Here is a 20,694-nt window from a genome sequence, read left to right on the forward strand (position 1 = left end):
TGCGGTTCCCTCTGTTTTTGCGTTGGACAAAAGGTCGTAACCGTGAACCCTGTGCTTGTCGAATGGCGCAGATGCAGGCAACATGTCGTTTACATTAACTCATCGGATCAGTTCGCATATGGATTTGCAACGCTTCAAAGCCAATCTGGCGCTCCGGCTGTTTGCCTGGCGCTACATTCCCGTTATCGGGTTTTGTGCCCCGATCATCGAAGAGATGAACGCCAAGGCGCTGCGCATTCGCATTCCCCTTGGCTGGCGTACCCGCAACCATCTGGGCAGCATGTATTTTGGCGCGCTGGCGACCGGCGCCGATCTGGTAGGCGGTCTGCTGGTGATGGAGAAGGGGCGGCAGCGGCGCAAGAAGGTGCACTTCGCCTTCAAGGATGTGCAGGGGGAGTTTTTGAAACGACCGGAGGGGGATGTGCAGTTCGACTGCGCAGCGGGGGAGGAGATTGACGCCATGATCGACGAGTCGCTGGCAAGCGGTCAGCGCATCAATCGCCCCATCCGGGTGGTGGCCACCTGCCCGTCATTGAACGGGGATGAGGCGATGGCGCGTTTTGTGTTGACCCTGTCAGTCAAGGCCAGCTAGCGGGTTGCCGGAGAGTGGCTCCCCGAAACGGGTTTAGCCAATCTCCGGGCTGACGCCCTCTTTCACCACGACCTTCATGCCGTTGAAGTTGACCACCTGTTCGGCCACGATCTTGCAGCGCTTGCGGGTCTCAACCTGACCGTCCACCTCGACCAGCCCTTCGGCAACGAGGGCTTTGGCGGCGCCGCCACAATCGGCCCACCCCTGATGTTTGATAAGGTCACACAAGGCAACGAAGGGGTGACCTTCGAGCAGAAACGTCTCCATGGGAAATCCTCTAGATGGATAAATGCCGGATCTGGCAGGGCGGTTATTCTAGGCAGTTCATTCCGGCAAGAAAAGGGAAGCTGGACCACGGCAGTGAAAATGGTCTCCTCGCGCCAGCTTTTTATGTCGGGTTGTACTGAACTGTGCCATTGATCCCATTTGTGGAGTAGCTGGGACGAGTGATGACGCAAGAGATGTTCGCCGCACTGCTTTCTGCTTGCTACGGCTGTTAGGATGGCCTCCTTTGTTTGGTAAATGGTGCAAGGAGCCTCCAATGATTATCTCCCGCCTGCTGCTGGCATGCAGCGCCCTTACTCTGTGCGGTGTCGCGCAGGCCAGTACTCCGGTGCAGGTCTCGCTGCCTGGGGTCAATTTGCCCGCGTCCCATCAGGTGGAAGGGGCGCGCGCCTCGCTGCTCTACGGCCGGACCGGTCAGGTGAAGGGTATTGATCTGCCGATCTTCGCCCTTTCCGATGTGGATCAGTTCAGCGGCCTGCAGCTCGGGATTTTCCTCGGTGCTGGTCGGGTGCGCCACCAGTTTGGCGGGGTCGCCATCAACGCCATCAACTGGCACGAAGGGCAGGATACCGGCGTCAATTTGGGGCTGGTCAACCTGACCAACAATGTACAGGGGCTCAACTGGGGGGCGGTCAATATCGCCAAGGGCAATGCGCTGGCCAACGTCGGCCTGGTCAACTATGCCGAGCGTACCACCTTCCAGATTGGCTTTATCAATGCCACCAAACACCTCGACGGCTTGCAGATCGGGCTGGCCAACTACGCCGCCAACGGCGTGTTCCCCATTCTGCCACTGGTGAACTTCCAGAAATCGTTCTGACCAAGGCAGTTCGCTTTGCGTTAAAGGCCTCTGCTGATTACCCTGTGCCTCTTGCAACTTGTGACAGGCGAACAGAGGTAATTGATGACGGCAGGGCAGATGAGTGCAATCGGGATCGGCTGGGATGTGCGTGGTTGGCAGGGCAGTGCCCAGGCGGTGGCTGTGGTGGGCTGGCATGCCGAATCCAACCGCCTGCACTGGCTCGGGGTGTCGCCGCTGTTTCGTCTGAGCTCGCGGGTGGCGCCGGATCTGGCCGCTCTGCTGCGTCCGGCCCTGCAAAACGAGCTGACCCTGATGCAGGTAGAAGCCTGCCCGCAACTGGCGCTCGGTATCGATGCGCCGCTCGCCTTTCCCCGCGCCTTGCGGGATCTGCTCAACGGCCAACCACACAGCTGCGCCGCTCCCGAGCGGGAGATAGACAACCCCTACGCCTATCGCGACTGCGAGCGCTGGTTGTATCAGCAGTACGGCAAGAAGCCCCTCTCGGCCACCTTCGATCGGCTCGGTAACAATGCCACCCTGGCGCTCTCCATGCTGCCGCGGCTCTCGGATCTGCAACTGGTACCGACCGTTGCCCCGAAGGCCAGTCGCGCCGTGCTGGAGGTCTATCCGGCATTGGCCAAAGTGGGCGGCAAGGCCTCTCCGGCACGGCCCGAGCTGGCGGCGCAGCTGCCTGCGGATGTGCTGGTCGGCACTGATCGCTACGATGCGGCGCTCTGCGCCCTGATGGCGCTGCAATATGCCGCTGGTGGCAAGGTGACGGTATTGCCTGAGCTGATTTCGCCACCCAGTGACATGCCTTGTGATGAGGGATGGGTCTATCACTTTGCCCGTCATGCTGTAGAGCACAGCGGCATGTGACAACGGGGACGCGGCACATCATGGCGCCGCTCACCCTGTGGACGCGGGCCAAATGGCGTAAAAAACCTGTCTTTAGTCAGGAAATTGCCTGTTCATCCCGCGCCAAGGTGGCGCATCGTTATCTTCATCCGATATATTGCCCACCTTGCTGATCCTTTGCTGTGGTATTCCCGATGAAATCCGTTCTCTCTATTCAGTCCCACGTGGTCTTTGGTTGTGCCGGCAACAGCGCGGCCGTCTTCCCCATGCGCCGCCTCGGTATGGATGTATGGCCCATCAACACGGTGCAGTTTTCCAACCACACCCAATATGCCCAGGGGTGGCAGGGGATGGCGATGCCGGCAGGCCATATCAGTGCGCTGGTGAAAGGATTGGGTAATATCGAGGTGTTGAGCCAGTGTGACGCCGTGCTGAGCGGTTACCTTGGCTCCGCCGAACAGGGAGACGAGATCCTGACCGTGGTCAACGCCGTCAAGGCGGCCAACCCCGATGCCATCTACTTCTGCGACCCTGTGATGGGTCATCCGGAGAAGGGGTGTATCGTCGCTCCCGGCGTTACCCGTTTCCTGACCGAGCAGGCGTTGCCGGTGGCCGACATGATGGCCCCCAACCTGCTGGAGCTGGAGACCCTCTGTGATACCCATCTGGCAGATCTGGATCAGACCCGCGCGGCTGCCCATCAGCTGCTGGCCCGCGGCGTCAAGCTGGTGCTGGTCAAGCATCTCGGTCGTGCGGCGCAGGACTCCAGCCGCTTCGAGATGCTGCTGGCCACCCCGCAAGGGGATTACCTGATTGCCCGTCCGCTTTATGACTTTGCCCGCCAGCCGGTGGGGGTTGGCGATCTTATCAGCGCCCTGATGCTGGCGAATTTGCTGGCCGGTCACGATGCGGTCAGCGCGTTCGAGCGCACCAACGCCTCGGTGGATGCGGTGCTGCAGGAGACATGGCGCCAGCAGGCTTACGAGTTGCAGCTGATCGCCGCGCAAGATGCGTTTGATTCGCCGAAGGTGGAGGTGCGAGCGGTGATACTGCCCTGATTGCTGCCATGTCTGAAGCAAAAGAGGTGAGCCATTGGCTCACCTCTTTTGTTTGTATCGCTCCCGGTTATGGGGTCAGCGGATCAACCCCTGTTCAGCCAGCCAGGCAAACAGCAGACGGGAGACGGGGGAGAGCTCATCGAGGTGAGTGCTGTCTAGCCAGCGCAGCTCGGCAATTTCGGCCGAAGCGATGGGGGTGCCGCTCGCTTCGCCGGTGTAGCAGCGCAGGCGCACCTCGACTCCTGCCGGCTTGCCATCGGCCTGGGCGCTGAACTCGCAGGCAAAGCGCAGGGTGTCGTGCAGCAGGGTGACGGCCAGCTCCTCCTCAATCTCGCGGATCAGGGCCGCCTCATCGCTCTCACCCGGTTCCCGTTTGCCGCCGGGGATGTAATAGATGTCCTTGCCGTGGGAGCGGGCGCAGAGCAGTTGCTGATCTTTAAAGGTGAGCCAGGCGAGTTTGTCGATCATCCGTTTTCTCTCCGATGGGGTTGCCGTGATGAGCCGGGCGCACTCAAGCGCACCGCTGTTTTGCATGCAGGCAGCCTAACAAAGATGAAGTTGAGTCCCAAGAAGAAAGAGGGGAGAGGCCGGAAACGCACTGTTTCCAGCGCGGTGACCGCGTAGCTGGAAGAGTGCGCACTAGCTGGTTCGCCACAGCCTTCTCGTCCCTAAAAAAGTAGACTGGCGCACACCACGACAGGGCCGGACTGGGCGAAGGCGGGGCCCTTGTGGTTTAATCTTGCCACTTTAGCGGTAGTGGGCGACGGGCCTGCTACCTTGCGTGGGCAAGATGCAGGTGAGCAAGATGCAGATAGCAGCAGAGAGCAAGTTTATCGGACTCGGGGTAGCGGGCAATTTCGCCGGTCATCTGGAGCAGGCGGGTGAAGCGTCGGATTTCGTGGCGGTTGTGGTGCGCGACACCACGGCGCCCAAGGCGTTGTTCCCCTTCTTCGTGCCCGGTCATCCGGGTCAGCTCGGGGTATTCCCGTTGAGCGACAAGGCTATCTTCCTGCCGGAGGCGGCGGTCAGTGGTGACGAGAAGGTGCAGATCGAGCCGGAAGTGGCCCTCTGGTGCGAGCTGGAGTATGCGGGCAAGCAGGTGGTGGCGATCCATCCCCGCGCCTTTGGCGCCTATAACGACTGCTCTATCCGTCGTCCCAACGCCAAGAAGATCAGCGAGAAGAAGAACTGGGGCGAAGAGAGCAAGGGGCTGGCGGCCAACCTGCTGCCGCTATCCGGTTTTGCCGCCGGCTGCGAGCTCGATGACTATCACATCGCCTGCTATCTGGAGCGAGACGGTGAGCTGCACGCCTACGGGGTAGACAGCGCCGCCATCGACTACAGCTACTTCCATTGCAAGCTGCTCGACTGGGCCATCGACAAGTTCAACCATCAACAGGATGAGGGGCCGGCGGAGCACATTCAGGGACTGCTGGCGCAGGCGGGGCATCCTCCCCACGCGCTCATCAGCATCGGTGCCACCCGTTATACCCCGTTTGGCGAGACCCACTTCCTCAAGCCTGGCGACACCTCCTGTGTGGTGGTCTATCCGGGCAGCCGCTACAGCGAAGCGGATATTCGCGAGGCGATCCGTACCCGCAGTTTTGGTGCCGATGTGTCGGTGCTGCTGCAGGCGGTGCATGCGCGCTAATCAGATTGGCCCGCGGGGAGGCCACAGCCATCCTGCTGGCTGCAACAAAGAGTCATTGATGAAGATTGATACTGCAACGCGGGCCGATTATCCGGCCCTGATCGAGCTGTGGGAGGCCTCGGTTCGGGCGACCCACCACTTCCTGCCCGAGGCCGAGATCCTCGCGCTCAAACCGCTTATTCTGGAGCACTACTTCGATGCAGTGACACTGCACTGTGCCCGAATGGAGGAGGGGCGCATTGCCGGTTTTTGCGGGCTATGTGATGGCAAGATAGAGATGCTGTTTGTGGCGCCGGCGGTGCGCGGCAGTGGCGTGGGTCGCCGGTTGGTGGAACATGCCATCAGCCAGTGTGGCGCGACGCTGGTTGACGTCAACGAGCAGAATGAGCAGGCGGTGGGTTTCTACCACAAGATGGAGTTCGTCGTGACGGGCCGCTCGCCGCTGGATGGCCAGGGCAAGCCCTATCCTTTGCTCCATATGGCGTTGCTGCCGCGATAGTCGTTCAAGTGTGATAATGAACGGGGGATGGCCTGCGCCATCCCCCGTTTTTGATCCTGCCGTTACTTGCTGGCGATCTTGCTGACCACCTTGATCAGCTGGTAGCGCAGGGAGGAGGCATCGGCCGGCACATTGGTAAGCTGCTCCTTGCTCACGGTGAGCTGATACTGGTAGCCCGGCTCGAACTGGAAACCCTCGATCTGCTGATAGAAAAGCGTCCAGGGCTGCTGCTCGTCGCTGCGCACCTGCATGCACTGCATCGGCCCGACCCCGACACAATCGACCAGCTGGCTGTTGATGTAGAGGGTCTCACCCTGTGGGGCCGCGGTGCCCTGACAGGCGGTGAGCAGCAGGGCGGCGCTGGCAAGCAGAGGTTTCATGGGGGACTCCTTCGAATTGAAAGGGGCATTAGAGCGATAAATAAAAAGGCGGTCAATGACCGCCTTTGTAACAAACCATGTTGATTCAGCTCATTAACGCTGATCAAGCGGCGTGAAATCCCGTTGCGGGTGGCCCACGTAGAGCTGGCGCGGGCGGCCAATCTTGCTATCCGGGTCGGAGTGGAACTCGTTCCAGTGAGCAATCCAGCCGATAGTGCGGGAGATGGCGAAGATCACGGTGAACATGTTCATCGGGATACCGATCGCCTTCATGATGATACCGGAGTAGAAGTCCACGTTCGGGTAGAGTTTCTTCTCGATGAAGTAGGGGTCGGAGAGCGCGATGCGCTCCAGCTCCATGGCCACGTCCAGCAGCGGATCCTTGATCTGTAGCTCGGTTAATACCTCGTGACAGGTTTCACGCATCACAGTGGCACGGGGGTCATGGTTCTTGTAGACACGGTGGCCGAAGCCCATCAGACGGAACGGATCGTTCTTGTCCTTGGCCTTGGCGATGTACTCGGGGATGCGATCCACCGAGCCTACCTCCTCCAGCATGCGCAGGCAGGCTTCGTTGGCACCACCATGGGCCGGACCCCACAGGGAGGCGATACCTGCGGCGATACAGGCAAACGGGTTGGCACCGGAGGAGCCAGCCAGACGGACGGTGGAGGTGGAGGCGTTCTGCTCGTGATCAGCGTGCAGGGTGAAGATGCGGTCCATGGCGCGCTCGACCACCGGATTGACCTTGTACTCCTCGGTCGGTACCGCAAACATCATATGCAGGAAGTTGCCTGCATAGGAGAGGGCGTTGCGCGGATGCATGAACGGCTGGCCGATAGAGTACTTGTAGCACATGGCCGCCAGGGTCGGCATCTTGGAGATGAGGCGGAAGGCGCAGATCTCGCGGTGCTGTTCGTTGTTGATGTCGAGGGCGTCGTGATAGAAGGCAGAGAGTGCGCCCACCACACCACACATGATGGCCATGGGGTGGGAGTCACGACGGAAACCACGGAAGAAGAAGGCAATCTGCTCGTGCACCATGGTATGGCGGGTCACGGTACGCTGGAAATCGGCAAACTGTGCCTTGGTCGGCGCCTCGCCGTAGAGCAGGATATAGCAGACTTCGAGATAGTTGGACTCTTTGGCCAACTGGGCGATGGGGTAACCACGGTGCAGCAAGACACCCTGATCCCCGTCAATGTAGGTGATGGCAGATTTGCAAGAACCGGTCGCCATAAAGCCCGGGTCAAAGGTGAAATACCCTTGCCCACCCAGCTTTCTAACATCGACAACATCAGGTCCAACGGTTCCAGAGAGGATCGGCAGTTCAACCGGATCTTTCCCGGGCAGGTGTAGGGTGGCTATCTTATCAGCCATAGCACGTCTCCTTTGCTCTTTATAATTTGGTTCCAGTCCTACTCTATTACGACTTTTATGACGCTGGCAAAGGTTGTTACCCATACCGAGGTGGCTGGAGCGCCCTATTTGAAACAGAGTTCCCTATCAATGTCAATTTTGCTGGGGCGGCATTAACGGCATTAATGGAATGTTAAATTAAATATGCGATCAAGTTTGCGGTTTTGTGTTTTCTTTGTAGCTGTTTGATTGTCTTCGTTTAAGGGCGTGGATATACTGCGCCACGTGGGTCATGGCTGCTGGTGTTTGAAACGCTTTGGCAAAGCCTGATGTGAAACCAAAAATTCGCGTTTTGGCTTTTTCAGAGTGTTTTGGTAACAAATAGCCAACAATCACCATCCCGTGCCCTCAAGTGTGAGTTAAAACAATAACTAACGTGCTCAATAGAGCTGAGTGGGCAAGCGTGAAAAACAAACAGAGACCGGTCAACCTCGACCTACAAACGATCAGCTTTCCTGTCACTGCCATCGCCTCCATCCTGCACCGTGTTTCAGGGGTCATTACCTTTGTGGCACTGGGCATCTTGCTGTGGATGCTTGGCACTTCACTCGCCTCTCCCGAAGGATTTGAGACAGTGGTGTCCATCATGGACAACTTCCTGGTCAAATTCGTGCTGTGGGGGATCCTGACTGCGCTGGCTTACCACATTGTGGGCGGTTTGCGTCATCTGGTCATGGACATGGGCTATTGGGAAGAGCTGGAATCCGGTAATCAGAGTGCCCGTGTGGCCTTCGTGATCACCGCGATCCTGGCCGTATTGGCGGGAGTGCTTGTATGGTAACCAATTCTGCAACATTCGGGCGTAGCGGCGTTCATGATTACATCCTGATCCGCGCCACCGCCCTCATCATGACCTGCTATGTCCTCTATCTGGTGAGTTTTGTCGCGTTCAACGACATCACCTTTGAGGTGTGGACAGGTTTCTTCGCCAACACCTTCACCAAGGTGTTCACCCTGTTGGCCCTGCTGTGCGTACTGATCCATGCCTGGATCGGTCTGTGGCAGGTGTTGACCGACTATATCAAGCCGGTAGGGCTACGCGGGGCGCTGCAATTTGCCCTGGTCGTGGTGCTGTTTGTCTATCTGATGACGGGTTTCGTCGTGCTGTGGGGTGTGTAAGGTGACTATTCCAACTCGTGAATTTGATGCGGTCGTGATTGGTGCCGGTGGTGCCGGTATGCGCGCCGCGTTGCAGATTGCCCAGTCCGGCAAGAGCTGCGCTCTGTTGTCCAAGGTTTTTCCAACCCGTTCTCACACTGTTTCCGCTCAGGGCGGTATCACGGTTGCGCTGGGCAATGCCCACGATGACAACTGGCAGTGGCACATGTATGACACGGTAAAAGGTTCCGATTACATCGGTGATCAGGAGGCCATCGAGTACATGTGCAAAACCGGCCCCGAGGCTATCTATGAGCTGGAGAACATGGGCTTGCCCTTCTCCCGTTTCGACAACGGGTCTGTCTACCAGCGTCCGTTTGGTGGTCAGTCCAAGAATTTCGGTGGCGAGCAGGCTGCTCGTACCGCAGCGGCCGCCGACCGTACCGGTCACGCCCTGCTGCACACCCTCTATCAGCAGAACGTCAAGAACAAGACCACCGTCTTCTCCGAGTGGTATGCGCTGGATCTGGTGAAAAACCAGGATGGCCATGTGGTGGGTTGTACCGCCATCGATATGGAGAGCGGTGAAGTGGTCTACTTCAAGGCCAAGGCCACCGTGCTGGCGACTGGCGGTGCCGGTCGTATCTACCAGTCCACCACCAACGCCCACATCAACACAGGTGACGGCGTCGGCATGGCGCTGCGTGCCGGCGTCGGCGTGCAGGACATGGAGATGTGGCAGTTCCACCCGACCGGCATCGCCGGGGCCGGGGTGCTGGTAACTGAAGGCTGCCGTGGTGAAGGCGGCTATCTGCTCAATAAAGATGGCGAGCGCTTCATGGAGCGTTACGCCCCGAACGCCAAGGACTTGGCCGGTCGCGACGTGGTGGCCCGCTCCATCATGATCGAGATCCGTGAAGGCCGTGGCTGCGACGGCCCCTGGGGCCCGCACATCAAGCTCAAGCTGGATCACCTCGGCAAAGAGGTGCTGGAATCCCGTCTGCCGGGCATCTGCGAGCTCTCTCGCACCTTCGCCCACGTGGATCCGGTCAAAGAGCCGATTCCGATCATCCCGACCTGCCACTACATGATGGGCGGCGTACCGACCAACGTGAATGGCCAATGCCTGACTCAGGACAAGAACGGCAACGACGTGCCGGTGGTCGGTCTGTTTGCGGTGGGCGAGATTGCCTGCGTCTCCGTACACGGTGCCAACCGTCTGGGTGGCAACTCCCTGCTGGATCTGGTGGTCTTCGGCCGCGCTGCCGGCATGCATCTGGTCAACACCTTGGGCGAGATGGAGCACGGCCGTGATGCTTCCGAGTCGGATCTGGATGCCGCATTGTCCCGCTTCAACCGCTGGGAAAATTGCCGTGACGGGGAAGACCCGGTGCAGATCCGCAAAGACCTGCAGCGCTGCATGCAGAACAACTTCTCCGTATTCCGCGAAGGTGCGGCGATGGCAGAAGGGCTGGCCGAGCTCAAGGTTATCCGCGAGCGCCTCAAGTCAGCCCGTCTGGATGACACCTCCAAAGAGTTCAACACCCAGCGCATCGAGTGCCTGGAGCTGGACAACCTGATGGAGACGGCGTTTGCCACGGCGGTTGCCGCCAACTTCCGTACCGAGAGTCGCGGTGCTCACTGCCGCTTCGACTTCCCGGATCGCGACGATGAGAACTGGCTGTGCCACAGCCTCTATCATCCGGACACCGAGTCCATGACCCGTCGCGCTGTCAACATGTCACCCAAGACCCGTGAGGCGTTTCCGCCCAAGGTCCGGACTTACTGATTGCGGAGCCAGCCCTATGAACGTCACATTCTCTGTCTACAGATACAATCCGGATGTTGATAACGTCCCCCATATGAAGGAATATCGTCTTGATATTCCTGAAGGTTCCGACATGATGGTGCTCGACGCACTGATCCAGTTGAAAGAGCTGGATCCCACGCTCGCCTTCCGCCGCTCTTGCCGCGAAGGGGTCTGTGGATCAGACGGTCTCAACATGAATGGCAAGAACGGTCTTGCCTGTATCACCCCGCTCTCCGACCTGCTGAAGAAGGGCAATAACGTCGTTATCCGCCCCTTGCCCGGCCTGCCGGTGATCCGTGATCTGGTGATCGACATGACCCAGTTCTACACCCAGTGGGAGAAGGTCAAACCCTTCCTCATCAATGATGACAAGTTGCCGCCGGTGCGTGAGCACCTGCAATCCCCCGAAGAGCGCGCCAAGCTTGACGGCCTGTACGAGTGCATTCTCTGTGCCTGCTGCTCCACTTCGTGCCCCTCCTTCTGGTGGAATCCCGACAAGTTCATCGGTCCGGCCGGGCTGCTCGCCGCCTACCGCTGGCTGGCTGACAGCCGCGACACCGCGACCACCGAACGACTGGGGAATCTGGACGACGCCTTCAGCGTGTTCCGCTGCCATGGCATCATGAACTGCGTGAACGTCTGTCCGAAAGGCTTGAACCCGACCAAGGCGATTGGCCAGATCAAGTCGATGTTGCTCAATCGGGCTGTTTAGTATCAGGGCCGGCCAGGTGCTGGCCCGACCTCTGGATAGCCATCCCACCCGTGGCAGGATGGCTATTTGACCCCTATAAGCTGCGCAGCAGTAACAAGAAGTACAAGGGATAGAAATGCATAACGGCGTGATGAAGGCCTGGTTGGAGTCATCTCACCTGGCTGGTGCGAATGCAAGCTATATTGAGGATTTGTACGAATCCTTTCTGGAAAATCCTGACTCCGTGTCCGACGAGTGGCGCAGCCTGTTTAGCGAGCTGCCCCAGGTCAATGGCCATGCGGTTGAACAACCCCACTCCCAGGTCCGCGATTATTTCCGTCGTCTGGCCAAGGATCCCTCTCGCTACAGTGCCCCCGTCTCCGATCCGCAAGTGGATGCCAAGCAGGTGCGGGTATTGCAGCTGATCAACGCCTTCCGTTTCCGTGGTCACCAGAATGCCAATCTGGACCCGCTGGGCCTGTGGCAGCGTGAAACCGTTGCCGAACTGGATCCCGCGTTCCACAACCTGCAGGGCGCAGATATGGAGGCCACCTTCAATGTGGGCTCCTACGCCATCGGTCGCGAGACCATGGTGCTCTCCGACCTCTACGCCTCGCTGAAGAAGACCTATTGCGGCTCCATCGGCGCCGACTACATGCACCTCACCTCCACGGAAGAGAAGCGCTGGCTGCAACAGCGTCTCGAATCCATTGAAGGGAAGGGGAGCTACACCCTCGAAGAGAAGACCCGTTTCCTCGAGAGCCTGACCGCCGCCGAAGGGCTGGAGAAATATCTGGGTGCCAAGTTCCCGGGAGCCAAGCGCTTCTCCCTGGAAGGTGGCGACGCCATGATCCCCATGCTCAAGGAGCTGATCCGTCGCGCCGGTGAGCAGGGCTGCAAAGAGGCCGTTATCGGCATGGCCCACCGTGGTCGCCTCAACGTGCTGATCAACGTGCTCGGTAAACGGGCGCAGGATCTGTTCGACGAGTTTGCCGGCAAGCACGGCGAATCCTGGGGCACGGGTGACGTGAAGTACCACATGGGCTTCTCCTCCGACTTCGCCACCCCAGGTGGCAACGTGCACCTGGCGCTGGCGTTCAACCCCTCTCATCTCGAGATCGTCAACCCTGTGGTCATCGGATCGGTTCGTGCCCGGATGGATCGTCGCGGTGACAAGGATGGCTCCAGCGTGCTGCCCATCACCATTCACGGTGACTCGGCCATGGCCGGTCAGGGTGTGGTGGCCGAGACCTTCAACATGTCCCAGACCCGTGCCTATGGCGTCGGCGGGACGGTGCGCATCGTCATCAACAACCAGGTTGGTTTCACCACCTCCTATATCCGTGACCTGCGCTCCACCGAATATTGCACCGACATCGCCAAGGCGGTGCAGGCGCCGGTGCTGCACGTCAACGGCGATGATCCGGAAGCCGTGGTGCTGGTGACCCAGATTGCGCTGGATTACCGCAACACCTTCAAACGCGACGTGGTGATCGAGCTGGTCTGCTACCGTCGTCACGGTCACAACGAAGCGGATGAGCCGAGCGCGACCCAGCCGCTGATGTACCAGAAGATCAAGCAGCACCCGACTCCACGCAAGATCTACGCCGATCAGCTGGTGGCAGAGGGGAGCCTCGCTCAGGAGCGGGCGACCGAACTGGTCAACGAGTATCGCGAAGCGCTGGATCGCGGCGAGCGGGTGAGCAAGGAGTGGCGGCCGATGGAGCTGCACTCTGTCGACTGGACCCCTTATCTCGGTCACGACTGGAACATGGCCTATGACAGCACAGTGCCGATGGATCACCTCAAAGCCCTCGGCGAGCGGGTGAGCCAGTATCCGGCGACCCACGTGCTGCAGCGTCAGGTCGAGAAGATTTACGAAGACCGTCGTCTGATGGCCGCCGGCGAGAAGCTGGTGGATTGGGGCTTTGCTGAGACCTTGGCCTACGCCACTCTGGTGGACAAGGGGTCCCGCATCCGTTTTACCGGTGAAGACTCCGGCCGTGGCACCTTCTTCCATCGCCACGCCGTGCTGCACAACCAGACCGACGCCAGCACCTACACCCCGCTGTGCAACCTGCACGACGAGCAGGGGCCGTTCGAGATTTACGACTCGGTACTGACCGAGAACGCGGTTCTGGCCTTTGAATATGGCTACGCCAGCGCCGAGCCGGCCGGCCTCACCATCTGGGAAGCCCAGTTCGGCGACTTCGCCAACTGCGCCCAGGTCGTGGTGGATCAGTTCCTCTCCTCCGGTGAGCAGAAGTGGGGGCGGATGTGCGGCCTGACCATGTTGCTGCCGCACGGTTACGAAGGGCAGGGGCCGGAGCACTCCTCCGCCCGTCTGGAGCGTTATCTGCAGATGTGTGCCCAGCACAACATGCAGGTGTGCGTGCCCTCTACCCCGGCACAGGTATTCCATATGCTGCGTCGTCAGGTAGTGCGCCCGATGCGCCGTCCGCTCATCGTGATGACGCCCAAATCCCTGCTGCGCCACCCGCTGGCGGTGAGCAAGCTTGAAGAGCTGGCGGAAGGTACTTTCCAGAATGCCATTGGCGAGATCGATGCGCTGGATCCGAAAGCAGTCAAGCGTGTGGTGTTCTGCTCCGGCAAGGTCTACTACGACCTGCTCGATGCCCGTCGCAAGGCGGAGCAGCAAGATGTGGCACTGGTGCGGATCGAGCAGCTCTACCCCTTCCCGGAAGAGGAAGTGCGCGCCATTCTGGCCGATTACAGCCATGTCACCGACTTTGTCTGGTGTCAGGAAGAGCCGCAGAACCAGGGCGCCTGGTACTGCACCCGTCACCACTATGATGGCGTGTTGCCAGCCGGTGCCACCCTGCGTTATGCCGGTCGCCCTGCGTCCGCCTCGCCAGCGGTTGGTTACATGTCCGTCCATGCCAAGCAGCAGAAAGCCTTGGTGGAAGATGCTCTTACTTTGGCCTAAGCCCTGAACAAGAAGTAACAAGGAACTGATTTGATGACTATCGAAATCAAGGTACCGGATCTGCCGGAATCAGTGGCCGATGCCACTATCGCCACCTGGCACAAAAAACCGGGCGATCTGGTCGCCCGTGACGAAGTACTGGTCGACATCGAGACCGACAAGGTGGTGCTGGAAGTGCCGGCCCCGCAAGCGGGTGTGCTGGGGGATATTCTGCAAGGGGAAGGGGCGACCGTGTTGTCCCGTCAACTGATTGCCATCCTCACCGCCGCCCCGGTAGCGGGTGAAGAGACCAAAGAGAAACCGGTTGAAGCTGTTGCTGATGATGGCGCCGATGGCCTGAGCCCCTCGGTGCGTCGCCTGATTGGCGAGCATGACATCGACGTTGCCAAGTTGACCGGTACCGGCAAGGGCGGTCGCATCACCAAGGATGATGTGGAAGCCTACATCAAGGCGCTGAGCAAGCCTGCCGCTGTTGCTCCGGTTGCTGCCGCTCAGGCCGCGCCGGTTGCCGCACTGGCCGGTCGCAGCGAGAAGCGGGTGCCGATGACCCGTCTGCGCAAGCGCATTGCCGAGCGTCTGCTGGAAGCGAAAAACACCACCGCCATGCTGACCACCTTCAACGAGGTCAACATGAAGCCCATCATGGATCTGCGCAAGCAGTACGGCGAGATCTTCGAGAAGAAGCACGGCATCAAGCTCGGCTTCATGTCCTTCTACGTGAAGGCGGTAGTGGAGTCCCTCAAGCGCTATCCGGAAGTGAACGCCGGGCTGGATGGTGACGACATCGTCTACCACAACTACTTCGACGTCAGCATCGCCGTCTCCACCCCTCGTGGTCTGGTGACGCCGGTACTGCGCGACTGCGACAACATGAGCCTTGCCGACATCGAGAAGGCCATCAAGGATCTGGCGGGCAAGGGCCGCGACGGCAAACTGACCGTGGATGAGCTGACTGGTGGCAACTTCACCATTACCAACGGTGGTGTGTTCGGCTCCCTGATGTCCACCCCGATCATCAACCCGCCCCAGAGCGCCATTCTGGGCATGCACAAGATCCAGGATCGCCCGATGGCCGTTGACGGCAAGGTCGAGATCCTGCCGATGATGTACCTGGCCCTCTCCTACGATCACCGTCTCATCGACGGGCGCGAATCGGTAGGCTTCCTGGTCTCCGTCAAGGAGCTGCTGGAAGATCCGACCCGCCTGCTGCTGGACGTCTGAGCAACCAACTGAAAGATAACGAGGGGCCCCCGAGGCCCCCACTCACAGGGGATTGAGAAACACGAGCCCCGGACGGAAATACCTACAACACGGATAGAGCATCTATGAATCTGCATGAATATCAGGCAAAACAGCTGTTTGCCGAGTATGGCCTGCCGGTCTCCGAAGGTTATGCCTGTGCTACCCCGCAGGAAGCGGCCGAAGCGGCCGACAAGATTGGCGGCAATACCTGGGTCGTCAAATGCCAGGTACACGCCGGTGGTCGCGGCAAGGCGGGCGGTGTGAAAGTGGCCAAGAGCAAGGACGAGATCCGTGCCTTCGCCCAGAACTGGCTGGGCAAGAATCTGGTGACCTACCAGACTGACGCCAACGGCCAGCCGGTCACCAAGATCCTGGTTGAATCCTGCACCGACATCGCCAAAGAGCTCTACCTGGGCGCCGTGGTTGACCGTGGCTCCCGTCGCGTGGTCTTCATGGCCTCTACCGAAGGTGGCGTGGACATCGAGAAGATCGCCCACGAAACCCCCCATCTGATCCACAAGGCCACCCTGGACCCGCTGGTTGGCCCGCAGCCCTATCAGGCGCGCGAGCTGGCCTTCAAACTGGGTCTGGTCGGCGATCAGATCAAACAGTTCACCAAGATCTTCATGGGTCTGGGTCAGATGTTCCTCGACTGCGATTTCGCGCTGCTGGAGATCAACCCGCTGGTGATCACCGCGCAGGGCAACCTGCACTGCCTGGATGGCAAGATCAACATCGACGCCAACGCCCTCTATCGTCAGCCCAAGCTGCGCGAGATGCACGACCCGTCGCAAGATGACCCCCGCGAAGCGCACGCTGCCCAGTGGGAGCTCAACTATGTGGCCCTCGATGGCAACATCGGCTGCATGGTCAACGGCGCGGGTCTGGCCATGGGCACCATGGATATCGTCAACCTGCACGGCGGCAAGCCGGCCAACTTCCTTGACGTCGGCGGCGGCGCCACCAAGGAGCGCGTGACCGAGGCGTTCAAGATCATCCTCTCCGACAGCAACGTCAAAGCGGTGCTGGTCAACATCTTTGGCGGCATCGTGCGCTGCGACATGATCGCGGAAGGCATCATCGGTGCGGTCAAGGAAGTGGGGGTCAAGGTGCCCGTCGTGGTCCGTCTGGAAGGCAACAACGCCGAGCTGGGTGGTATCAAGCTGGCCGAGAGCGGCCTCAACATCATTGCGGCCAAGAGTCTGACCGATGCCGCGCAGCAAGTCGTCAAAGCAGCGGAGGCCAACTGATGAGCGTACTGATCAACAAGGACACCCGAGTCATCTGCCAGGGCTTTACCGGCGGTCAGGGGACTTTCCACTCCGAGCAGGCGCTCTCTTACGGCACCCAACTGGTCGGCGGCGTCTCCCCGGGCAAGGGCGGCACCACCCATCTGGGCCTGCCGGTGTTCAACACCGTCCGTGACGCCGTCGAAGCGACCGGCGCCACCGCCACCGTCATCTATGTGCCGGCACCGTTTTGCAAGGATGCGATCCTGGAAGCGATCGACGCGGGCATCAAGCTGATTGTCACCATCACCGAAGGCATCCCGACGCTGGATATGCTGGACGTCAAAGTGAAGCTGCAAGAGACCGGCGTGCGGATGATCGGCCCCAACTGCCCGGGCGTGATCACTCCGGGTGAGTGCAAGATCGGCATCATGCCGGGCCACATTCACAAGCCGGGCAAGGTGGGCATCGTCTCCCGCTCCGGCACCCTGACCTACGAAGCGGTCAAGCAGACCACTGACGAGGGCTTTGGCCAGTCCACCTGCGTCGGTATCGGTGGCGACCCCATCCCGGGCTCCAACTTTATCGACATTCTGGAGATGTTCCAGAACGACCCGCAGACCGAAGCGATCGTGATGATCGGCGAGATCGGCGGCAACGCCGAAGAAGACGCGGCCGCCTATATCAAGGCCCACGTCACCAAGCCGGTGGTCTCCTATATCGCCGGTGTTACCGCGCCTCCCGGCAAGCGGATGGGCCACGCTGGTGCCATCATCTCCGGTGGCAAGGGTACCGCCGCCGAGAAGTTTGCCGCGCTGGAAGATGCTGGCGTGAAAACCGTCCGCTCCCTGGCCGATATCGGCAAGGCCCTGCGCGAAGTCACCGGCTGGTAATTTCTGTTAGCCCGTTATCTCTAATAAAAAGCCGTCCAATGGGCGGCTTTTTTATTACTCACGATTTGAAGCCGTCATCTTTATTTCTGTAAGTTAGAATATGCTTTACAGTTTGACCTTACGGGTTTGGTAATATCGGTGTGTCAGTGCCATTACAAAATCAAGGCAAGGTCTTAGGCGGAATAAATGAACCTATAGCTAGAAATAAAAGAAATGTATTTATTGTTCATGGCAGGGATAATGAAGCTAAATATGAAGTTAGCCGTTTCATAGAAAGTCTAGGCCTTAAAGCAATCATACTTCATGAGCAAGCTAGTTCAGGGATGACAATCATTGAGAAGATTGAGCATTATTCAAACGATGCTGACTTTGCTCTCATTTTATATACGCCCTGTGATCTTGGTAGAGGTGTGCATGAATCAAAAACTCCGCCTCAAAGCCGAGCTCGACAAAATGTTGTTTTTGAACATGGCTACCTGATGGCAAAATTCGGTAGGGAAAATGTTTGTGCCTTGGTTAAGGGAAAAATTGAAACTCCAAATGACATCAGTGGCGTAGTATATGTGGACTTAGATGCCGCTGGTGGCTGGAAACTTGCAGTATCTAAAGAGCTCAAGGCATGTGGTTACGCAATTAGCAGTTGGTGATCAGGTCGTATGTTGGGCTCAAAATGGTAGGTTGGTGCTGAACGAAGTGAAGCCCAACGTTTACCGTGAAATATGCCTGTCAATCTGTTCACGGCTTAGCCACATCCTTGTTTATCCCGCTCTGGTTGGCGTAATCATACTCGCCTGTTGGGCTTCGCTACGCTCTGCGCCAACCTACAAATCACGTATCGCCCTGAGTGGCAACCCGTGGGGCCGAATAGCGAAGCGTATTCAGACGATCGGGGGGCTTAGTATGCCACAGCCTTTGTCTACAGGCAGAATCCAACAGCCCAAGATTGTTACGCTGTTGCAACCAAGTTGGCGGATGCTGTTGCGCTGGTGAATCAATCTTGCCACCGTTTGGGAAAGCCAGCTGGCCACGCTGGTTGCCAATGCCCCTCCGATTTGAGGCAAAGTACCAAGCCGAACATGGGTTAGCTCCCGCTTATCGACCCTTGCACCGCGCACCTTGCCATCAAGGCTGGCTATGACTCCCCGAACTAAAAATGCCGACCCGGAGGTCGGCATTTTGCTGTTACAAGGCGCGGGTCTGGCGGTATATGTGCTTAGCTCCCTGTCGCCGAGATCCTCACACTCGTCTTATCGCATGAACCCTATTGGCTAAAGACCGTCTGCCCGCGAAAGACGGTCTGGACTACCTGGGTATCGGCGATCTGCTCCGGCTTGCCGGCGGCGACCAGCTGGTAGAGATCCCGATCCAGCACGATAAAGTCGGCCGATTTGCCCGCCTCGATCGAGCCGCTGATAGCCTGCTGGCGTACCGCGCGGGCGCCATTGATGGTGTAGGCCGCCAGCATTTCGTCAAGGGTGATGCGCTGGCTGGCGCGATAATCATCGCCGCTTTGGGGAGCCTTGATGATCCCGGTCGCCATATTTTCGAAGGGGCGGGGATCCCGGCTGTCGACCGGGGCATCGCTGCCAGCGACCAGTATGGCGCCCGCCTTGCGCGAACTCTCGACCGGGTAGAGGGCTCCGTGCAGATAGCCGAGGGGATCATAGAGGGCATCGCTCAGGGATTGGCCCACCCGGGTCGGCTGGATAAAGGAGGCAACCAGCATGTCGTAGGCCAGTTGGGGGGAGGTCCAGGCATAGGTAAAGGTGAGGTAGAGCCCAAGCTCGCCGAGCCGTTTTTGATCATCGGGATGGACCACCTGTAGGTGGGCCAGGGTGTGGGGAATGCCGCTATCACCGTTGCTGGCGCGGGCGGCGGTGAGGGCATCCAGCGCCGTGCGGGTGGTGCGATCACCGATGCTGTGCATATGGATGCTGAAGCCTGCCTTGTCCAGCGCCCCTATATAGCGGGTGAGGTCGGCCTCCCGGTAGTTGACGATCCCGTTGTTGCCGGACTCCTCGCTGTCGGCTGTGATGGTCACTTCATCGGTAGCCGGGTCTCTGGCCAGATGGGGGGTGTGGTAGTTTGCCAGCATGCCGGCATTGGGCAGGAAGGGGGGGGTTGTGAAGGGATCCCCTTCCAGCACACCGTCGAGGAAGATCTTGACCGCATCGGCCTTGATCAGCGGGTTGTTGGCAAAGGATTCTCTCACCTGGCTGGCCTTGGCAAGATGCCCCTCTATATCGAGTTTGCCCTGATAATCATCATCGCTAAAGCAGGTGGCGGCCGTGACACGCATATGCAGCAGGTCCCGTGACTGCATGGTGAGTAGTCGCTGGCGGATAAAGTCGGTGGCGCAGGCATCCTGAATGCTGGTGATACCGCGAGAGGCCATCAGCTCGGCAATGGCGGGCAGGGTCTGGTCGTATTGGCTGGCTGCCTGCTCATCACTGGCGCTCAGAACGCCACTATCGGGCACTGGAATGGCGCTGCGGGCCGTGTCACGCACCACTCCGCTGGTCAGGTCGACATAGGGGATAAAGGGCTCGAAGACCCCGCCGGGGGCCAGCGTAGTTCCATTGAAGCCGATTGTGTTGCCGTCGTTATCCTGCGCCATGGCAAGGGCGCGGGAGTTGTAGGCACTGGCATGGCCATCGACCCCGGCCAGCACCACCGGATTGTCGGGGGCGGCGGCATCGAGGGCTGCCAGCAGGGTGGCATGGCTGGCGGTTGCCGTATTGCCCTCGTAGGGAGACCACTGGTTGACTACCAGCCACTCCCCCGGTTTGGCCGCATAGCGGGGCAGGCATGTGCTGATCTTGGCGGCCAGCTGATCCAGAGTGACGGGTTTGCCATCGAGATCGCACATGTCCAGCGCCACCGTACCGAGCAGATGGATATGGTTGTCATGCAGGCCGGGCAGTACCATTCGGCCTTGCAGATCCACCACCCGGGTGGTGGGGTGCTTGAGCGCTTCGGCCCCCTCCTGGTTGCCCACATAGATAAACTGGCCGTCACTGACCATCATGGCCTCGGCTACCTGACGCTGCCCATCCTGGGTGTGGATCTTGCCGTTGAGATAGAGGGTCGTTGCCCCATTCGTATCATTGGTGTCACTTCGGCAGCCACCGAGCAGGCCTGCGGCCAACAGGAGGGTGATGCCAAATCGGGTTGAGGTATGTTTGCTATCCATTGCACTGCTCTCCTTGGGTTAAATGCAGTAATTACTGCAGATCTGAG

Annotated in this window: 21 protein-coding genes; 15 read left to right on the plus strand and 6 right to left on the minus strand. The window is 59.3% G+C overall.

Features of this window, described 5'->3' with window-relative positions; all coding sequences use genetic code 11:
* Positions 1 to 118 precede the first annotated feature (118 nt).
* Entirely contained in the window at positions 119 to 592 is a 474-nt protein-coding gene (locus G5367_RS19075; protein ID WP_180342937.1) for a DUF4442 domain-containing protein, read from the plus strand.
* Between the two features lie 33 nt (positions 593 to 625).
* On the opposite strand, the gene ybcJ is transcribed toward G5367_RS19075, so the two are convergent.
* A complete protein-coding gene (ybcJ, locus tag G5367_RS19080) occupies positions 626 to 859 on the minus strand; it encodes a ribosome-associated protein YbcJ (RefSeq protein WP_005361116.1) in 234 nt (77 codons plus the stop codon).
* Positions 860 to 1,133: 274 nt separating this feature from the next.
* Here ybcJ and G5367_RS19085 point away from each other — a divergent pair, with 274 nt between their 5' ends.
* From G5367_RS19085 to pdxY, 3 genes are all read left to right on the plus strand, one after another.
* A complete protein-coding gene (locus G5367_RS19085) occupies positions 1,134 to 1,697 on the plus strand; it encodes a VC2662 family protein (RefSeq protein ID WP_421294873.1) in 564 nt (187 codons plus the stop codon).
* Positions 1,698 to 1,781: 84 nt separating this feature from the next.
* On the plus strand, positions 1,782 to 2,558 hold the full coding sequence (locus G5367_RS19090; protein ID WP_421294875.1) for a DUF429 domain-containing protein: 777 nt from the start codon (positions 1,782 to 1,784) through the stop codon (positions 2,556 to 2,558).
* Positions 2,559 to 2,731: 173 nt separating this feature from the next.
* On the plus strand, positions 2,732 to 3,595 hold the full coding sequence (gene pdxY / locus G5367_RS19095; protein ID WP_216953460.1) for a pyridoxal kinase PdxY: 864 nt from the start codon (positions 2,732 to 2,734) through the stop codon (positions 3,593 to 3,595).
* 75 nt (positions 3,596 to 3,670) lie between these two features.
* On the opposite strand, the gene G5367_RS19100 is transcribed toward pdxY, so the two are convergent.
* The gene (locus G5367_RS19100) at positions 3,671 to 4,063 is read right to left on the minus strand and encodes an NUDIX hydrolase (protein WP_216978908.1); all 393 of its coding nucleotides are present in this window, start codon (positions 4,061 to 4,063) and stop codon (positions 3,671 to 3,673) included.
* Positions 4,064 to 4,400: 337 nt separating this feature from the next.
* On the opposite strand from G5367_RS19100, the gene G5367_RS19105 reads away from it, so the two are divergent.
* Both G5367_RS19105 and G5367_RS19110 read left to right on the plus strand, forming a co-directional pair.
* The gene (locus G5367_RS19105) at positions 4,401 to 5,246 is read left to right on the plus strand and encodes a DUF5718 family protein (protein ID WP_421294877.1); all 846 of its coding nucleotides are present in this window, start codon (positions 4,401 to 4,403) and stop codon (positions 5,244 to 5,246) included.
* A gap of 58 nt (positions 5,247 to 5,304) precedes the next feature.
* Positions 5,305 to 5,745: an acetyltransferase gene (locus G5367_RS19110; RefSeq protein ID WP_421244969.1), complete on the plus strand. Its 441-nt coding sequence runs from the start codon at positions 5,305 to 5,307 to the stop codon at positions 5,743 to 5,745.
* A gap of 62 nt (positions 5,746 to 5,807) precedes the next feature.
* On the opposite strand, the gene G5367_RS19115 is transcribed toward G5367_RS19110, so the two are convergent.
* From G5367_RS19115 to G5367_RS19125, 3 genes are all read right to left on the minus strand, one after another.
* On the minus strand, positions 5,808 to 6,125 hold the full coding sequence (locus G5367_RS19115) for a DUF4377 domain-containing protein (protein WP_337072881.1): 318 nt from the start codon (positions 6,123 to 6,125) through the stop codon (positions 5,808 to 5,810).
* Between the two features lie 93 nt (positions 6,126 to 6,218).
* Entirely contained in the window at positions 6,219 to 7,505 is a 1,287-nt protein-coding gene (locus G5367_RS19120) for a citrate synthase (protein WP_005346116.1), read from the minus strand.
* 189 nt (positions 7,506 to 7,694) lie between these two features.
* A complete protein-coding gene (locus G5367_RS19125; protein WP_005346115.1) occupies positions 7,695 to 7,883 on the minus strand; it encodes a hypothetical protein in 189 nt (62 codons plus the stop codon).
* Between the two features lie 64 nt (positions 7,884 to 7,947).
* Here G5367_RS19125 and sdhC point away from each other — a divergent pair, with 64 nt between their 5' ends.
* The 9 genes from sdhC (at position 7,948) to G5367_RS19170 (ending at position 18,101) form a co-directional block, all read left to right on the plus strand.
* A complete protein-coding gene (gene sdhC, locus G5367_RS19130) occupies positions 7,948 to 8,325 on the plus strand; it encodes a succinate dehydrogenase cytochrome b556 subunit (protein WP_005346101.1) in 378 nt (125 codons plus the stop codon).
* Positions 8,319 to 8,663, plus strand: coding sequence for a succinate dehydrogenase, hydrophobic membrane anchor protein (gene sdhD / locus G5367_RS19135; RefSeq protein ID WP_005346100.1), 345 nt, complete (start codon positions 8,319 to 8,321; stop codon positions 8,661 to 8,663). The genes sdhC and sdhD overlap by 7 nt, the downstream gene beginning before the upstream one ends.
* A 1-nt stretch (position 8,664) precedes the next feature.
* Positions 8,665 to 10,431 (plus strand): succinate dehydrogenase flavoprotein subunit, encoded by a 1,767-nt coding sequence (gene sdhA, locus G5367_RS19140; protein ID WP_139478038.1) that lies wholly within the window; start codon positions 8,665 to 8,667, stop codon positions 10,429 to 10,431.
* A 16-nt stretch (positions 10,432 to 10,447) separates the two neighbouring features.
* Entirely contained in the window at positions 10,448 to 11,164 is a 717-nt protein-coding gene (locus tag G5367_RS19145; protein ID WP_005333549.1) for a succinate dehydrogenase iron-sulfur subunit, read from the plus strand.
* Between the two features lie 115 nt (positions 11,165 to 11,279).
* The gene (gene sucA, locus G5367_RS19150) at positions 11,280 to 14,090 is read left to right on the plus strand and encodes a 2-oxoglutarate dehydrogenase E1 component (RefSeq protein WP_106843815.1); all 2,811 of its coding nucleotides are present in this window, start codon (positions 11,280 to 11,282) and stop codon (positions 14,088 to 14,090) included.
* 33 nt (positions 14,091 to 14,123) lie between these two features.
* Positions 14,124 to 15,311 carry a 2-oxoglutarate dehydrogenase complex dihydrolipoyllysine-residue succinyltransferase gene (gene odhB, locus G5367_RS19155; protein WP_421244971.1) on the plus strand — a complete coding sequence of 396 codons (1,188 nt, stop codon included), beginning with the start codon at positions 14,124 to 14,126 and terminating at the stop codon, positions 15,309 to 15,311.
* Positions 15,312 to 15,415: 104 nt separating this feature from the next.
* Positions 15,416 to 16,582, plus strand: a complete 1,167-nt coding sequence (gene sucC, locus G5367_RS19160; RefSeq protein ID WP_005346090.1) for an ADP-forming succinate--CoA ligase subunit beta — start codon at positions 15,416 to 15,418, stop codon at positions 16,580 to 16,582.
* On the plus strand, positions 16,582 to 17,454 hold the full coding sequence (gene sucD, locus G5367_RS19165; protein WP_005346088.1) for a succinate--CoA ligase subunit alpha: 873 nt from the start codon (positions 16,582 to 16,584) through the stop codon (positions 17,452 to 17,454). Before sucC ends, sucD begins: the two co-directional genes overlap by 1 nt.
* 146 nt (positions 17,455 to 17,600) lie before the next feature.
* Positions 17,601 to 18,101, plus strand: a complete 501-nt coding sequence (locus tag G5367_RS19170) for a TIR domain-containing protein (RefSeq protein WP_421244972.1) — start codon at positions 17,601 to 17,603, stop codon at positions 18,099 to 18,101.
* Positions 18,102 to 18,715: 614 nt separating this feature from the next.
* Here G5367_RS19170 and G5367_RS19175 read toward each other — a convergent pair.
* Positions 18,716 to 20,647: an amidohydrolase gene (locus tag G5367_RS19175; protein WP_421244973.1), complete on the minus strand. Its 1,932-nt coding sequence runs from the start codon at positions 20,645 to 20,647 to the stop codon at positions 18,716 to 18,718.
* Positions 20,648 to 20,694: the final 47 nt, after the last annotated feature.

The organism is Aeromonas sp. 604282, from assembly GCF_049170575.1.
Lineage (GTDB): Bacteria > Pseudomonadota > Gammaproteobacteria > Enterobacterales > Aeromonadaceae > Aeromonas > Aeromonas veronii_A.

Bases quoted from the DNA above. Each gene is read 5' to 3' on its own strand.
- sucD (WP_005346088.1), top strand. From the start codon at position 16,582: ATGAGCGTACTGATCAACAAGGACACCCGAGTCATCTGCCAGGGCTTT.
- sdhD (WP_005346100.1), top strand. From the start codon at position 8,319: ATGGTAACCAATTCTGCAACATTCGGGCGTAGCGGCGTTCATGATTAC.
- G5367_RS19120 (WP_005346116.1), bottom strand. From the start codon at position 7,505: ATGGCTGATAAGATAGCCACCCTACACCTGCCCGGGAAAGATCCGGTT.
- sucA (WP_106843815.1), top strand. From the start codon at position 11,280: ATGCATAACGGCGTGATGAAGGCCTGGTTGGAGTCATCTCACCTGGCT.
- pdxY (WP_216953460.1), top strand. From the start codon at position 2,732: ATGAAATCCGTTCTCTCTATTCAGTCCCACGTGGTCTTTGGTTGTGCC.
- G5367_RS19090 (WP_421294875.1), top strand. From the start codon at position 1,782: ATGACGGCAGGGCAGATGAGTGCAATCGGGATCGGCTGGGATGTGCGT.
- odhB (WP_421244971.1), top strand. From the start codon at position 14,124: ATGACTATCGAAATCAAGGTACCGGATCTGCCGGAATCAGTGGCCGAT.
- G5367_RS19075 (WP_180342937.1), top strand. From the start codon at position 119: ATGGATTTGCAACGCTTCAAAGCCAATCTGGCGCTCCGGCTGTTTGCC.
- ybcJ (WP_005361116.1), bottom strand. From the start codon at position 859: ATGGAGACGTTTCTGCTCGAAGGTCACCCCTTCGTTGCCTTGTGTGAC.
- G5367_RS19105 (WP_421294877.1), top strand. From the start codon at position 4,401: ATGCAGATAGCAGCAGAGAGCAAGTTTATCGGACTCGGGGTAGCGGGC.
- G5367_RS19125 (WP_005346115.1), bottom strand. From the start codon at position 7,883: ATGGTGATTGTTGGCTATTTGTTACCAAAACACTCTGAAAAAGCCAAA.
- G5367_RS19100 (WP_216978908.1), bottom strand. From the start codon at position 4,063: ATGATCGACAAACTCGCCTGGCTCACCTTTAAAGATCAGCAACTGCTC.
- G5367_RS19110 (WP_421244969.1), top strand. From the start codon at position 5,305: ATGAAGATTGATACTGCAACGCGGGCCGATTATCCGGCCCTGATCGAG.
- G5367_RS19145 (WP_005333549.1), top strand. From the start codon at position 10,448: ATGAACGTCACATTCTCTGTCTACAGATACAATCCGGATGTTGATAAC.
- G5367_RS19115 (WP_337072881.1), bottom strand. From the start codon at position 6,125: ATGAAACCTCTGCTTGCCAGCGCCGCCCTGCTGCTCACCGCCTGTCAG.
- G5367_RS19085 (WP_421294873.1), top strand. From the start codon at position 1,134: ATGATTATCTCCCGCCTGCTGCTGGCATGCAGCGCCCTTACTCTGTGC.
- sucC (WP_005346090.1), top strand. From the start codon at position 15,416: ATGAATCTGCATGAATATCAGGCAAAACAGCTGTTTGCCGAGTATGGC.
- G5367_RS19175 (WP_421244973.1), bottom strand. From the start codon at position 20,647: ATGGATAGCAAACATACCTCAACCCGATTTGGCATCACCCTCCTGTTG.